The following is a 14,240-nucleotide window of genomic DNA, read 5'->3' as shown; positions in this document are numbered from 1 at the left end:
CCAAAAGCATTTCGCCCGCCCCGCGGCGCGAACGGAGGAGAAGTTATGGAAGCGTTTACATCGGGATTGATCTCCCTCGACGATGCCCTGAGCAATATGCTGAGCCGCATTACCCCTATTGATGAAAGTGAGCTTTTACCGCTGCCGCAGGCCGCAGGCCGCATCAGCGCTGCCCCGATAATTTCACCGATGGCGGTTCCCCCTTTTGATAATTCAGCAATGGATGGCTATGCCGTCCGCATGGCTGATGTTAAATCCGGCGTGCCACTGGCTGTCGCCGGGAAAGCCTTTGCCGGCTCGCCTTTCAACGGTGAATGGCCGGCCGGTACCTGCATCCGCATTATGACCGGTGCGCCGATACCTGCGGGATGTGAAGCGGTGGTGATGCAGGAACAGACCGAGCAACGGGGTGACGCGGTGGTGATTACCGCCGGGGTCAGCGCGGGGCAAAACATCCGCCGCGCCGGAGAGGATATCTGCCGGGGAAGCGAAGTGCTGACCCCGGGCATCAGGCTCGGTGCCGCCGAGCTGCCGCTGCTGGCCTCACTGGGGATTGCCAGCGTGCAGGTACTGCGCCCGCTGCGCGTGGCGATTTTCTCCACCGGTGATGAACTTCAGTCGCCGGGCCAGCCGCTGGACGCCGGGCAAATTTACGATACCAATCGCTTCGCCGTGCATCTGATGCTGAACAAGCTGGGCTGCGAGGTTATCGATCTGGGCATTATTCGTGACGATCGCGATGCACTGCGCGCCGCTTTTAACGAAGCCAATGCCCGCGCAGACGTGGTAATCAGCAGCGGAGGAGTCTCCGTTGGCGAGGCCGATTACACCAAACAGATGCTGGAAGAGCTGGGCGAAATCACCTTCTGGAAGCTGGCGATTAAACCGGGCAAACCGTTTGCCTTTGGTCGGCTGCAAAACAGCTGGTTCTGTGGCCTGCCGGGCAATCCTGTCTCCGCGATGCTGACGTTCTACCAGCTGGTGCAGCCGCTGCTGGCAAAACTCACCGGGCAAAGCGGCCCTGCCCTGCCGCCGCGCCAGCGGGTGCGCAGTGCCGATGTCCTCAAAAAATCCCCGGGCCGCCTCGACTTCCAGCGTGGATACCTGTTGCGTAACGCACAGGGAGAGCTGGAGGTGAAATCCACCGGTCATCAGGGTTCGCACGTCTTCAGCTCATGGAGTCAGGCGAATTGCTTTATCGTTCTCGAGCGCGAACGCGGCAATGTACAGCCCGGAGAGTGGGTGGAGATTGAACCGTTTAACGCACTGCTGGAAGGCTGATATGCATCCCGAACTCAGCGATGAAGAGATGCTGCGCTACAACCGCCAGATTGTGCTGCGCGGCTTTGATTTTGAAGGCCAGGAGCAGCTGAAGGCGGCAAGCGTGCTGGTGGTCGGGCTGGGCGGACTGGGCTGTGCCGCCAGCCAGTATCTTGCCGCTGCGGGCGTCGGTCATCTGACCCTGCTCGACTTCGACAGCGTTTCACTGTCGAACCTGCAGCGGCAGGTGCTGCACGGTGAAGCGCAGCTGGGTATGCCTAAAGTCGAATCGGCGCGTGCAAGGCTGGAAGCCATCAACTCGCAGATTCGCTTCAGCACAGTGAATGCCCAGCTTGACGACTGTGAACTGGCGCAGCTGATTGCCGATCATCATCTGGTGATTGACTGCTGCGATAACGTGGCCACGCGTGAACAGCTTAACCGCCTGTGCTTTGACAGCAAAACGCCGCTGGTTTCCGGCGCGGCGATCCGCATGGAAGGACAAATCAGCGTGTTTCGCTGGAGCGATAACGAGCCGTGCTATCGCTGCATCAGCCGGCTGTTTGGTGCTGCAACGCTGAGCTGCGTGGAGGCGGGCGTGATGGCACCGCTGGTCGGGGTGATCGGTTCCCTACAGGCGATGGAGGCGATTCGCGCACTCACCAACTACGGCAGCCCGGTTGCCGGCCAGCTGCTGCTGTATGATGCCATGACCCTGCAGTTTCGTACGATGAAAGTGGCCCGCGATCCCCACTGTGAAGTTTGCGCAGATCGCGCACCGGAATAGGCGCTTCTCGTAATTTTTACGGAGTAAAAACAAGCGTTTCGGCTGGCAGAGCCTATAATAAAGCTTGACCGCCCCGGTGGCAGGAAGGATGACATTAATGATTGCAGACCAGCACGCCGTGACCACTCACTCCAGCAAGCTTTCATTGCGCCAGATGATGATTATTTTTCTACTGGCAATTGTGAGCGTAGTGATCCTGATAAACGGCTGGCTGATCTGGAACTCCTGGCAGCGGACCATCGCCTCGGCGCAGGTTGATGCGCATAATCTTTCGCAGTCGCTCTCCAGGCAGGCGGAGGATACCTTCTTACAGGTCGATCTGACGTTACAGGATGTCAGTGACCGCATCTCGCTCATTGGACTGAATCAGACACAGCACGGCTATCTGCGCAAGTTGCTCAGCTCGCGCACCGATTCGTTACCGCAGCTTAACGGCATGGCTATTTATGATGCGCAGGGTAACTGGCTGGTCACGTCAAAGGGCAATATTCCGAAGCAGATTAATAACAGCGATCGGGAATACTTCCGCTATCACCTCACCCATGCCGACAGCAAGGTTCATATCGGCAAGGTAATACGCAGCCGCGCAACCGGCGATCTGGTGATCCCGGTTTCACTGCGGCTGAATAACAGCGATGGCTCCTTTCGCGGTATCCTGCTTGCTTCGGTCAATCTCAGTTTTTTCAAAACGGTTTATGGCTACTACAATCTTGGCCGCCACAACGTGCTGGCGCTGATGCTGAGCGATGGCACGATCCTGTACCTGCGCCCCTATGTTGAGAGCGCCATTAACCGTAATATCTCCGGCAGCCCACTGTTCACCACCCTGCTGAAGAACGCCTCCAGCGGCACCGCCGTATATAAATCCGCGCTGGACGGCAAAGAGCGCGTCTTCGGCTACTCGGCTCTGCAACGTTACCCGCTGGTCACAGCCGCCGGCTATGATAAAGGGCAGCTAATGCGCGGCTGGTTCTCTACGCTAAGCGTCTACATCGCGCTCTGTACCATTCTGCTACTGGTCATTTTCCTGCTGGGGATGCTGGTGCTGCGACATATCAGCCTGAACCTTAAAAATCAGCAGGAGCTGACCGCCGTGCGCGACCGGCTTACCGCGATGAACCGGACGTTGCAGACGCTGGCGCTGGTTGACGGGCTGACCGGACTGGCAAACCGTCGTCAGTTCGATCTCTATTTGCAGCACAGCATTGACCGCGCGCACAAGCTGCATATCCCGCTGGCGCTACTGATGATTGACGTCGATGCATTTAAGGCGTTCAACGACAGCTATGGCCATCCGGCGGGTGACGACTGCCTGAAGCGCATTGCCGATGCGCTGGCCCACCTGCCCTATCGCCCGGATAATCTGGTAGCCCGCTACGGCGGTGAAGAGTTTGCGATTATTCTGCCCGGCTGCGATCGCGATCTGGCCTATCGTTATGCGCAGCAGGTGCTTGAAGCGATTAGCGCGCTAAACATCCCTCATCAACACAACAGCTGTGACCAGCAGGCGGTCTCGGTCAGCGTTGGGCTGCATGTGATGAGTCAGGAAAATAAGACGGTGTCTCCGCAGGCGTTGATTGCCGGGGCGGATCGCGCGCTGTACGCAGCGAAAAACGCGGGGAAGAATCGTGTGGCGGAAAATGATTAAGCGTGGGCCAGAAGAGCCTGACCCACGAACGGCAATTTAGACGATGCCCTGACTGCGCAGGTAGTCTTCGTAGTTGCCGGTAAAATCGTTGATCTTGCCCGGAGACATTTCAATCACGCGGGTGGCCAGCGAGCTGACAAACTCACGGTCGTGAGAAACAAAGATCAGCGTCCCTTCGTACATTTCCAGCGCCATATTCAGCGCTTCGATGGACTCCATATCCAGGTGGTTAGTTGGTTCATCCATAATCAGGATATTTGGCTTCTGCATCATCAGCTTGCCGAACAGCATGCGGCCTTTTTCGCCACCGGAAAGCACTTTAGCAGGCTTCTTGATATCGTCCTGGCTGAACAGCAAACGGCCAAGAATGCTGCGCACCGCCTGCTCATCATCCCCTTCCTGCTTCCACTGGCTCATCCAGTCGAACACGCTGAGGTCGTCCTGGAAGTCATGGGCGTGGTCCTGCGCGTAGTAGCCAACCAGTGCGTTTTCAGACCATTTAACGGTGCCGTTATCCGGTGCCAGCTCACCGACCAGCGTTTTCAGCAGGGTGGTTTTACCGATACCGTTCGGGCCGAGGATCGCCAGCTTTTCGCCGACTTCCAGCAGCATATTCAGGTTTTTAAACAGCGGACCGTTATCAAAGCCTTTGGTTACCGCTTCAAGCATCAGCGCATTACGGAACAGCTTTTTATCCTGCTCGAAGCGGATAAACGGGTTCTGGCGGCTGGAAACTTTCACTTCATCCAGCTTGATTTTATCAATCTGCCTGGCGCGAGAGGTTGCCTGACGGGATTTCGAGGCGTTGGCGCTGAAGCGGCTGACGAAGGACTGCAGTTCGTTGATCTGCGCCTTCTTCTTGGCGTTATCCGACAGCAGACGTTCACGCGCCTGAGTGGCCGCCGTCATATATTCGTCGTAGTTACCCGGGTAAACGCGCAGCTCGCCGTAGTCCAGATCGGCCATGTGCGTGCAGACCATATTCAGGAAGTGACGGTCGTGCGAGATAATGATCATGGTGCTGTTACGCTCGTTCAGCACCTGCTCCAGCCAGCGAATGGTATCGATGTCCAGGTTGTTTGTTGGTTCGTCAAGCAGCAGGATTTCCGGATTAGAGAACAGCGCCTGCGCCAACAGCACACGAAGCTTCCAGCCGGGGGCCACTTCGCTCATCGGGCCGTAGTGCTGCTCCAGCGGAATACCTACGCCCAGCAACAGTTCACCGGCGCGCGCTTCCGCGGTGTAGCCGTCCATTTCGCCGTACTTCTCTTCGAGATCGGCAACTTTATAGCCATCTTCTTCGCTCATTTCCGGCAGCGCATAGATCGCATCGCGCTCTTCCTTCACCGCCCACAGCTCGCCGTGGCCCATGATCACCGTATCCAGCACTGAATACTGCTCGAAGGCGAACTGATCCTGGCGCAGCTTACCGATGCGCTCGTTGGGATCGATGGAGACGTTACCGGCAGAAGGCACCAGATCGCCACCCAAAATTTTCATAAAGGTGGACTTACCGCTGCCGTTGGCACCGATCAGACCGTAGCGGTTGCCGCCGCCAAATTTGACAGAAATATTTTCGAACAGCGGCTTACTGCCAAACTGCATGGTGACGTTGCTGGAAACTAGCACAGGATTGCCTTTATTTTACGTAGTGAGGATGTGAGTCAGCGCGCATTATGCCAAAAACGGCGCGGCGAATACAGTGTACTGGTGCGGCAACCAGGCGCGGTAGTGAAAAGGCCGGGCGAGTGCCCGGCCGGAAGTTTAGTGACTTTCTGCTTTATGCTTCGATGTAGCCAGCGTTGCAGTCTCTTCATCTTTACTCAGCCAGTCGTGCAGATAGTGTTCAATCTGCTCCAGACTGCGGTTGCGGGTTTCCGCCCCACCCATAAAGACGCCGCGCAGCCGGGTTGGTAAGGGGACAGAGCGGTAAAACTCAACCTTGATTTAACAACAACCGCCTGATAACCAATTTAGATCATTTTTTCATTTTGATTAACAATAGAAATTAATTTTTGAGAAACCGCTCCTATTACCGCCTTTAATTTGTGATGCGTCGCCCATTAACCCGCTTTCAGGGTTGAATAACCCGAGTAATATGCCTGCTATTTCATTTCACATCACAAAAAAAGGGAATGTAAATTTCATATAAAATAAGAGTGATAGCTATCTGTCATTTATCCTTGCAATTAAAAACAGCAAATAGAACAAAAAAAGATGAATAAAATCAATATATTATATAAATTATATAAATTATATAAATTATATAAATTATATAAATTATGGTTTAATTATCATTTCATCATCATATCCATCACTTTTATCTTTCGGGATGAGGGTTACGGCAGATAACCGGAATTAAAACAGGGAGTAAACTTCTGTAGCGATATAAAACGATCAAGGAGCGAAAGCGGGAAGGGATCAATACAGAGAGGTTTTAGCCCCCAGAACGGGGGCTGCGAAAAAAATGCTATTACTGCGGGGTTTCGGCCGGGCCAAATACGGAATACTCCGGCAAAGTGACGTTCTGGTAATTTTCCCAGCCGCCGCCCAGCGCTTTATACAGTGCAACCAGATCCAGACCGCTCTGCACCCTCGCCTGCTCAGCCTGTTGCTGCGCCTGCGCCAGCTGACGCTGGGCGTCGAGCGCTTCAATAAACGAAGAAATTCCCTGCCGGTAGCTATCGCTGGCCAGATTAAACGCCGACTGCTGCGCCTTTACCGTTTCATCCAGCCCGACAACCTGCTGCTGATCGCTGCGGTAGCTAACCAGTGCGTTTTCTACATCCTGTAGCGCGGTCAGCACTGTCTGGCGGTAACCCAGTGCAGCGCTGGCCTGCTGCGCACGTGCCACCTTCACGCTTGACACCAGCCGTCCTCCCTGGAAGATCGGGATGGAGACGGACGGGCCGTAGCTGTAGAAGTGGCTGCTCCAGTTATCCAGATAGCTGGCATCGCTGTTGCGCATACCAAACTGCCCGGTCAGCGACACGCTGGGGAACAGTTCGGCCACCGACACGCCGATATTCGCCGTGGCGGCATGCAGGCTGGCTTCCGCCTCGCGCACATCGGGGCGGCGGCGGGCCAGCGTGGCAGGGATGCCAACCGGCACCACCTGTGGCAGCGCAGGGAACGGTTTGCTGGCGGCGAGTTCGCCATCCAGCGCGCCGGGAATACGACCGGTCAGCACCGCAAGACCGTTCATCGCCTGGTGGATCTGCGCCTGGTACTGCGGCAGCTGGGAGCGCAGCAAATTGAACTGGGCGCGGGCGTTTTCGACGTTGGTTTGCGGCGCCAGCCCGTTGCGCTGCTGGCTCTGAGTCAGCTCCAGCGTCTGCTGCGCCACGGCAATTTGCGTCTCCAGCGTCGCGGTGATCGCCTGCGCGCCGCGCAGCTGCAGATAGGCCCGGGCAACTTCAGCCTCCAGCGAAACCAGCGCATCATTGCGGTTTTCTACCGACTGCTGCTGCTGCGCGCCAGCCATTTCGACCTGACGACGGACTTTGCCCCACATATCCAGCTCCCAGGAAGCATCGAAGCTGCCCTGGTACAGACCAACGGGTTTAGACAGGCTGTCCAGCACCGGCTTTAAGTCGGTATCGGTATCAACCTGATCCAGACGGTCGTAGGCCCCTTCGGACTCCAGTTCGCCCTTGATACCTAACTGCTGGCGGGTAAACCTGGCGTTGCCGTTAACCGAGGGAGCCCAGGCACCGCGCGCCTGGTTCAGCTGCTGACGCGCGCCGGCAATGCGCAGCACCGCCTGCTGTAGCGACAGGTTGCCGGCAATCGCACGCTCAATCAGGCTATCCAGCTGCGGATCGTTGAACGACTTCCACCAGCTGGCGTTAACCGCCGACGCCTGCGGACGGGAGGCACTGTCCGATTGCATGCTGTTAAAGCTGCCCGGCGTGGAGGGCCTGGGAGCCTGGTAATCAGGGCCAACGGCGCAGGCGCTCAGCGCCAGTACGGCGGCCACCAGCGTTGCCGTCCGCGAACGGGCCAGAGGGAAATAAACGCGCATGTCAGTGTGCTCCCGCACTGCCTTCGCTCTTAATCGGCGACAGCAATAGACAAAATGGAATCAGGATCAGGGCCACAATACTCAGGCCCATAAAGACGTCAATATAGGCAAGGAACCTCGCCTGCACGATCATCTGCTGGTAGAGCTGACCGGTAGCAATCGTGATGGGATCGCCCGCCATATGAACAAAGTCGCGTACGCCCTGCGCCCAGCGCTCCACGGCAAGGTTAAACGGCTCGTTAAGCGGCGTCATGTTGTGCACCATTTCTGCGCTGCGCGCCTGGGTTCGCTCTGTAATCATCGCCGTGGACAACGAAATACCGATCGAACCGGCCACGTTACGGAACATGGTAAACAGTGCCGACGCGTCGGCGTTAAGTCGCTGCGGGATGGTGACAAAGGCAATGGTAGTGAGCGGTACAAACAGGAAGCCCAGCCCGATGGTTTGCGCGCTGCGCATCATTACCAGCGTGGTGAAGTCGATATCCGGGGTCAGGGTTGCCGAATAGATAAACGACAGCATCAGCAACGTGAAACCGAAGGCGATAATCAGCCGGGTTTGTATCAGCGGCATCAGTTTCAACACCAGCGGGATCGACAGCACGATCAGCACCGCGCCCGGCGACAGTACCAGCCCGGAAAGCGTGGCGGTATAGCCCAGATCCTGCTGCGCCAGCTGCGGGATCACCACCGAGCTGCCGTAAAGTATCGCCGCCATCCCCGCCATCAGTAGCCCCGCCACCGCGAAGTTGCGATCCTTAAGCACGTGCAGATCGACCACCGGTTTTTTGGCATAAATCAGCCAGTAAATCGCCCCGACAATACCGGTCAGCGCCAGCAGGCCGAAGGTGACAATAAAGCTGGAGTTAAACCAGTCTTCATCTTCACCGCGATCCATCATCACCTGCAGGCAGCCCAGTCCGAGGGTAATCAGGCTGATACCGATATAATCTACCCGCAGCTTGCCCTTCGCCCACTTTCGCTCCCACGGCGGATCTTCCAGCAGCTGATAAATTGCCAACACGCTGAGTATCCCTACCGGGATGTTGATAAAGAACACCCAGCGCCAGCTGTAGTTGTCGGTGATCCAGCCGCCCAGCGTCGGGCCCATAACCGGGGCGACAATGACCGCAATCGAAGAAAGACCAAACGCCTTACCGCGATCTTCCGGCTTAAAGTAGTCCAGCAGCACCGACTGCTGCACCGGCTGAAGGCCACCGCCAAAGAAACCCTGCATCACGCGGAACAGAATGATTTGCCACAGCTCGGTGGCAATGCCGCAGAGGAACGAGCAGACGGTAAACATCACAATACAGATCAGAAAGAACTGTTTGCGCCCGAACAGGCGGCTGAGGAAGGCCGAGATCGGCAGCACAATGCCGTTGGCCACCAGGTACGAGGTGAGTACCCAGGTGGATTCGTCATAGCTGGCCGACAGCGAACCGGCCACATGCGGCAGGGCCACGTTGACGATGGTGGTATCCAGGATCTCCATAAATACCGCCAGCGTGACCGTCATGGCAACCAGCCAGGGATTACTGGACGGCTTCCAGCTCTGGCCGGGGGTCATTCCACCGTCACCTTCGGTTCAACGGAGAGTCCAATCGGCAGCGGCTGATTCGGGTCCAGTCCCTTGTCGATAATGATTTTAACCGGAATGCGCTGCACGATTTTCACATAGTTGCCGGTGGCATTTTCCGACGGGAAGGCCGAGAAGCGTGAACCGGAACCCATCTGCACGCTGTCTACGTGCCCTTCCAGCTTCAGATCCGGCCAGGCATCTATACCAATCTCCACCTTATCGCCCGGCTTCATGCGACGCAGCTGCGACTCTTTAAAGTTAGCGACGATCCACACATCCGGCGACACCAGCGAGAACAGCGACGATCCCGCCTGCACCAGCGTGCCCACCTGCACATTACGTTTGGTGACAAAACCATCGTAAGGCGCGCGAACTTCGGTGTATGAGAGGTTCAGATTCGCCACATTAAGCTGCGCCTGCGCCTGTTCAACCTGGCTCTGCCGGGCTTCGACGTTGGTTTCCTGCTGGCGAATTTGCAGCGCAACCTGCGAGGCCACTTCCACCTGCGCTTTGGCGTTTTCCAGCTCCGCTTTTGCGGAGCGCAGCTGGGCGCTGGCAGAATCGATGTTGCGCTGCGAGGTCGCGCGCGGATCGACGTTGCGCTGGCGCTTATCATCAGCCAGTGCGTTAGCATAGTTGGCTTCGGCGCGCGCCTGCTGGGCCAGCGCCTGATCTTTTTGCGCCGGATACTGCACCTTCGCCAGGCTAAGCTGCGCCTGCGCCTGATGCAGCTGGGCCTGCGCCAGACTCAGCTGTGCCTGCGCCTGCGCCTGCTGCGCAGTGGTATCGCGCGGATCGATCACCACCAGCAGATCGCCTTTCTTCACCCGCTGGTTATCTTTCACCCGGAGTTCGGTGACGTAGCCTGAGGTTTTCGGCGAAATGGTCACGGCATCCGCCTCGGTAAAGGCGTCATCGGTGGTTTCAATGTTGTGGGTGGTGAGCCAGAACCACAGCGCAATTACCAGCATCACTACCACTACTATCGCCAGGATAATCAGCGGTTTTTTGCCGGGGCGCTTACTGGGAGCTTCGTTGTCATCGTAGTTCGGGGATTGCTGGTCATGCTGATGAGGCGTCTCATCAGTCGAGCCTGGTGTCGTTTGATTAGCCATAGTTCCCATCGATCAGAAGGCGCACTCAAAATTAAGTCGCAATGAGTCAGTCTGATCTAAACATAAAGCGTAAATTGACAATTACCAGGCTTTCTTGACGAAACCAGACTGTCCAGAGTTCAGTCAGCACGAATAATCAAAAGAAGAATCCAGCCGCTGACCAGCGCCCACAGCAGCATCGGAATAGAATAAAGATGGAAATGCCACCAGATGCGGCGATCTTTCGCCATGCGTAGTGCAATCAGGTTAGCCAGCGAACCCGGCAATAATCCAAAGCCGCCAATATTCACCGCCCAGGCCAGCAGCGCCGAAGGCGGCAGGCTGCTCAGCAGCAGAATGGTAGTAGGAACGTTGCTAATCACCTGCGATAATCCCGCCGCCAGCAGAAACTGCCCCAGCTGCGGCAACTGACCCACGGCGTGCAGCGACGATTGCAGTACCGGCAGCCGGGTCAGTAAAAATACGTCGATAAACATGGCGATAAACACCACCAGCAGGCTCCAGTCGATGGTCAGCAGGATGCGCCGCGCCATTAGCAGGAAGACAGCAAACACCAGACCTAATCCCCAGACAGCCAGATCCAGTTCCAGCGCCGCAATGAACACCGCATAAAGCAGCGCGCTGGCGAGCAACAGAGGACGCTGCCAGCGAGCTTCGTCTTCATGCGGATGGCGTTCAATCCGCCGGGTCGGGAAGCAAAAGACAGTTAGCAGCAGCAAACTCAACAGCAGCAACGCCGCCAGCGGCAGCATCTGCCAGATAAACTCGCCGAACGCCAGATCGCCGTGACGCCACAGCAAAATATTTTGCGGATTACCGATCGGCGTCAGCAGCGATCCCGCATTCACCGCCAGCGCTTCAAAAATAATCAGCCGCACGACAGGCAGCGCCGAATATTTCCGCAGCGAAAGCGTCAGGGGAACGAGGATAAACAGCGCGACATCATTCGTCAGGAACGTGGACAGCAGCGCGGCGGCAGCCACCAGGAACAGCGCCAGCTGGCGCTGATGCTGAAAGCCCTGCACCAGACGCCGGCCCAGCGCGTCGAAATAGCCGCTGACCTCAATGCCTTTGGTCAGCATTAACAGACCACACAGGGTGATCATCGTCGGCCAGTCAACCGCTCGGGGCAACTCGGCAACGGTGAAGGGTACAAAGCAGGCCAGCAACAGGCCCAGAACCACTAACAGATGCAGAAAACGATCGTGCAAAAAAGGCCTGAGCAGGGTTGTCATGCTGGCTCGCAGAATTGAAATAGATTACTTACGACTTTCGCTAAACTTCTGGAAAATAGCTAACGTCTCATCGCTGACGTGATGCTCAATCCCTTCGGCATCGCGGCGGGCGGTATCCGGGCTGATACCTAACGCCAGCAGGAATGTCTCAACGATGTGGTGACGTTCACGGCTCTCCTCCGCCAGTTTCTCACCTTCCGGCGTCAGGAAGACGCCACGATAGGGCACCTGCTCTACCAGGCCGGCAGTTGCCAGACGCTTCAACATTTTTGCCACCGTTGGCTGTGAAACCCCCAGACGGGCAGCCATATCCACCTGCCGGGCCTCTCCGAACTCCCGGATCAGATCGGAAATCAGCTCAACATAGTCATCGATTAATTCACGGCGATGGGCTTCACGTACCTGGCGGAAGCCTTCGACATGCTCTTCAATATCTTTCAGTGGCGCGGGCACTGCTACTTTTGCGCGACGACTCATTCAGCTTCCTCTTATTATCCTCCGCTGCTTTTTAGCACCGTGCAGCGGTCTGTTCGTCTGCCATTGTAAACGAAGCTTAAAGAAGCACAAAATTTAGCGTATTAGCTCTGGCTATGGGATATAGCCTGTGCTATATCTGTTGATAAATCGTTCATACCCTGACGTTTGGAGGGGCTTAACATGAGAGTACCACTACTGTTGAAACTGTTTAGTCGTTCACCCTTTACCCTGCGGCTGATGCTGCTGAACATGCTGCTTAAAAACAGGCCGGCAACCCCGGCCTCTTAATCCCCTTCTTCGTTCCTCTTCATTTTGTAAACCACTTCACATAACTTATTCATATCGCTGGTTGCCTTCCTGCAAAACAACGACTATCTTCCCAGCCTTTCGTAAAGAGTGCAGGCCGATCGGGTCCCATCCTTCCCCAGTCTCCCCATTTCTGACGAGCTGTATCAGGCAGTTGCTACTTCAGTTACATGCTGAGGCGGTGAGCTATAGCTTTTTCTATAAGAATTGAGCATGAATCTGACCCTACTGAAAACCGTTTCGATAAGCCGCTACCGTGGCTGGCTGAGCCCGTATACCGGACTGTATCTACTGCTTTCCTTTATGATTAACCAGGCATTTGGCTATGTTCTGGAATGGCTTTATCTGCTGGCTTTCACGGTATTATCAATGCTGCTGGCCCGGGTGCTACCCAGAGGACAAAAAGCTCTGCTGGTATTATCCACCCTGATTGCCGGTTTCTATTATCCGTTTGGTCAGGTTTATGGCCCGCCCAATTTCAATACCCTGCTTGCTTTACACGCCACCAATGCGGAAGAAGCCAGCGAGGTGCTGATGATTTTTCCGCTGCACGATTACGCGATTGGCCTGGCGATTATCGCCGCCGGTTTACTGTCGCTGAAGCGCAAACCCGAACCAAAGGCTAAGTGGGGGCATCGTGAGAGCGCCTGTCTGGCTTTCGTCGTGGTGGCCTGGCTCACCCAGCCAGTGCTGAATCAACTCACCGGCGGCGTATTCAATCTGAAAGACGCCGGTTATCCGCTGGTGCGCTTCGTGAAAGATACGATTGAAAGCAAAGTGTCGGTGGATAAAGAGATCGACCGCATGAGTCAGCTTGCCACGCTGCAGGATGACTGGCACCTGCTTGGGGTCAAACCCGATCGGCAGATTTACGTCATTGTTATCGGTGAAAGCGCACGCCGTGATGCGATGGGTGCTTTTGGTGGTCACTGGGATAACACCCCGTTTGCCAGCCAGCTCAACGGCCAGTTTTTCAGCCAGTACACGTCGGCTGCCTCCTCCACGCAGAAATCGCTGGGGCTGACGCTGAATCAGGTCGTCAATGGCCAGCCACAGTACCAGAACAACATCATCAGCCTGGCGAATCGCGCGGGGTTTGATACCTGGTGGCTGTCGAATCAGGGACAGATTGGGCAATTTGATACGCCGATTGCCAGTATCGCCCGTCGCGCGAAGATGGTGCATTTCCTCAAACAGGGCGATTTTGAAGCGGATAAAAATACGCGGGATGAAGACCTGCTGAGCTTTACCGCCGCGGCGCTGGCCAGACCGGTAGAGAAACCGCGCCTGCTGGTGTATCACCTTGTGGGATCGCACCCCAAAGCCTGCGATCGCACACGTGGGCGTTTCATTGAGTATCTGCACTCCAGCGAAACCTCCTGCTACCTTTACAGCATCACGCAGACCGACGGTTTTCTCAGCCAGCTGTGGCAGCGGCTGCACGGCAGCGGGCTGAGTTTCTCGCTGATGTATTTCTCCGACCATGGGCTGGCGTTTAAAGAAAAAGGCACGCGCAACGAGTATCTGACGCACGATGATAAATATCGGCAGAATTTCGAGGTACCGATGTTGATTACCTCCAGCAACGACAGTCGCCACCAGCTCATCAGCCAGCCGCGTTCCGCTAATGATTTTTTGCTGCTGTTTTCGCAGTGGACCGGTATTCGCGCCAAAGAGATCAATCCTACCTATCGCTTTATTTCAAACGATAAAGGCCCGGCGATTCAGGTCACCAACTTTGCCCTGAAGCGCCTGCCGTTCAGCCAGCTGCAGCAGGACCCATTCGCTAAATAGCAGCCAAAAAAA

General features: G+C 56.1%; 12 protein-coding genes. 5 read left to right on the top strand and 7 right to left on the bottom strand.

Features of this window, described 5'->3' with window-relative positions; genetic code table 11:
- Window positions 1-45: 45 nt before the first annotated feature.
- The 3 genes from moeA to AC07U6_RS11695 all read left to right on the top strand — a co-directional run bounded on the left by moeA (window position 46) and on the right by AC07U6_RS11695 (window position 3,695).
- Window positions 46-1,281: a molybdopterin molybdotransferase MoeA gene (gene moeA / locus AC07U6_RS11705; protein WP_494762124.1), complete on the top strand. Its 1,236-nt coding sequence runs from the start codon at window positions 46-48 to the stop codon at window positions 1,279-1,281.
- 1 nt (window position 1,282) lies between these two features.
- Window positions 1,283-2,047 carry a molybdopterin-synthase adenylyltransferase MoeB gene (gene moeB, locus AC07U6_RS11700; protein WP_494762123.1) on the top strand — a complete coding sequence of 255 codons (765 nt, stop codon included), beginning with the start codon at window positions 1,283-1,285 and terminating at the stop codon, window positions 2,045-2,047.
- 97 nt (window positions 2,048-2,144) lie between these two features.
- On the top strand, window positions 2,145-3,695 hold the full coding sequence (locus AC07U6_RS11695) for a sensor domain-containing diguanylate cyclase (protein WP_494762122.1): 1,551 nt from the start codon (window positions 2,145-2,147) through the stop codon (window positions 3,693-3,695).
- 36 nt (window positions 3,696-3,731) lie between these two features.
- Here the strand turns inward: AC07U6_RS11695 and AC07U6_RS11690 are convergent, their stop codons facing one another.
- From AC07U6_RS11690 to mntR, 7 genes are all read right to left on the bottom strand, one after another.
- The gene (locus AC07U6_RS11690) at window positions 3,732-5,324 is read right to left on the bottom strand and encodes an ABC-F family ATPase (RefSeq protein ID WP_494762121.1); all 1,593 of its coding nucleotides are present in this window, start codon (window positions 5,322-5,324) and stop codon (window positions 3,732-3,734) included.
- A gap of 135 nt (window positions 5,325-5,459) precedes the next feature.
- On the bottom strand, window positions 5,460-5,585 hold the full coding sequence (locus AC07U6_RS11685; RefSeq protein ID WP_494762120.1) for a hypothetical protein: 126 nt from the start codon (window positions 5,583-5,585) through the stop codon (window positions 5,460-5,462).
- Window positions 5,586-6,168: 583 nt separating this feature from the next.
- Window positions 6,169-7,719, bottom strand: coding sequence for an efflux transporter outer membrane subunit (locus AC07U6_RS11680; RefSeq protein ID WP_494762119.1), 1,551 nt, complete (start codon window positions 7,717-7,719; stop codon window positions 6,169-6,171).
- 1 nt (window position 7,720) lies between these two features.
- Window positions 7,721-9,289 (bottom strand): DHA2 family efflux MFS transporter permease subunit, encoded by a 1,569-nt coding sequence (locus AC07U6_RS11675; RefSeq protein ID WP_494762118.1) that lies wholly within the window; start codon window positions 9,287-9,289, stop codon window positions 7,721-7,723.
- On the bottom strand, window positions 9,286-10,425 hold the full coding sequence (locus AC07U6_RS11670) for an HlyD family secretion protein (protein WP_494762117.1): 1,140 nt from the start codon (window positions 10,423-10,425) through the stop codon (window positions 9,286-9,288). Before AC07U6_RS11670 ends, AC07U6_RS11675 begins: the two co-directional genes overlap by 4 nt.
- A gap of 110 nt (window positions 10,426-10,535) precedes the next feature.
- A complete protein-coding gene (locus AC07U6_RS11665; protein ID WP_494762116.1) occupies window positions 10,536-11,651 on the bottom strand; it encodes an SLC13 family permease in 1,116 nt (371 codons plus the stop codon).
- A gap of 24 nt (window positions 11,652-11,675) precedes the next feature.
- Window positions 11,676-12,128, bottom strand: coding sequence for a manganese-binding transcriptional regulator MntR (gene mntR / locus AC07U6_RS11660; RefSeq protein WP_105593509.1), 453 nt, complete (start codon window positions 12,126-12,128; stop codon window positions 11,676-11,678).
- 180 nt (window positions 12,129-12,308) lie between these two features.
- Here mntR and AC07U6_RS11655 point away from each other — a divergent pair, with 180 nt between their 5' ends.
- Both AC07U6_RS11655 and AC07U6_RS11650 read left to right on the top strand, forming a co-directional pair.
- Window positions 12,309-12,416 carry a hypothetical protein gene (locus AC07U6_RS11655; RefSeq protein ID WP_476703938.1) on the top strand — a complete coding sequence of 36 codons (108 nt, stop codon included), beginning with the start codon at window positions 12,309-12,311 and terminating at the stop codon, window positions 12,414-12,416.
- A 231-nt stretch (window positions 12,417-12,647) separates the two neighbouring features.
- Window positions 12,648-14,228, top strand: a complete 1,581-nt coding sequence (locus tag AC07U6_RS11650; RefSeq protein ID WP_494762115.1) for a phosphoethanolamine transferase — start codon at window positions 12,648-12,650, stop codon at window positions 14,226-14,228.
- The last annotated feature ends 12 nt before the right edge of the window (window positions 14,229-14,240 follow it).

It is taken from the genome of Erwinia sp. GW821-FHT03D09 (genome assembly GCF_059420805.1).
The sequence above is the reverse complement of the archived record's forward strand: the minus strand, read 5'-3'. Positions and strand labels throughout refer to the sequence as shown.

Bases quoted from the DNA above. Each gene is read 5' to 3' on its own strand.
- AC07U6_RS11695 (WP_494762122.1), top strand. From the start codon at position 2,145: ATGATTGCAGACCAGCACGCCGTGACCACTCACTCCAGCAAGCTTTCA.
- AC07U6_RS11680 (WP_494762119.1), bottom strand. From the start codon at position 7,719: ATGCGCGTTTATTTCCCTCTGGCCCGTTCGCGGACGGCAACGCTGGTG.
- AC07U6_RS11665 (WP_494762116.1), bottom strand. From the start codon at position 11,651: ATGACAACCCTGCTCAGGCCTTTTTTGCACGATCGTTTTCTGCATCTG.
- AC07U6_RS11670 (WP_494762117.1), bottom strand. From the start codon at position 10,425: ATGGGAACTATGGCTAATCAAACGACACCAGGCTCGACTGATGAGACG.
- AC07U6_RS11655 (WP_476703938.1), top strand. From the start codon at position 12,309: ATGAGAGTACCACTACTGTTGAAACTGTTTAGTCGTTCACCCTTTACC.
- mntR (WP_105593509.1), bottom strand. From the start codon at position 12,128: ATGAGTCGTCGCGCAAAAGTAGCAGTGCCCGCGCCACTGAAAGATATT.
- AC07U6_RS11675 (WP_494762118.1), bottom strand. From the start codon at position 9,289: ATGACCCCCGGCCAGAGCTGGAAGCCGTCCAGTAATCCCTGGCTGGTT.
- moeA (WP_494762124.1), top strand. From the start codon at position 46: ATGGAAGCGTTTACATCGGGATTGATCTCCCTCGACGATGCCCTGAGC.
- AC07U6_RS11685 (WP_494762120.1), bottom strand. From the start codon at position 5,585: ATGGGTGGGGCGGAAACCCGCAACCGCAGTCTGGAGCAGATTGAACAC.
- moeB (WP_494762123.1), top strand. From the start codon at position 1,283: ATGCATCCCGAACTCAGCGATGAAGAGATGCTGCGCTACAACCGCCAG.
- AC07U6_RS11650 (WP_494762115.1), top strand. From the start codon at position 12,648: ATGAATCTGACCCTACTGAAAACCGTTTCGATAAGCCGCTACCGTGGC.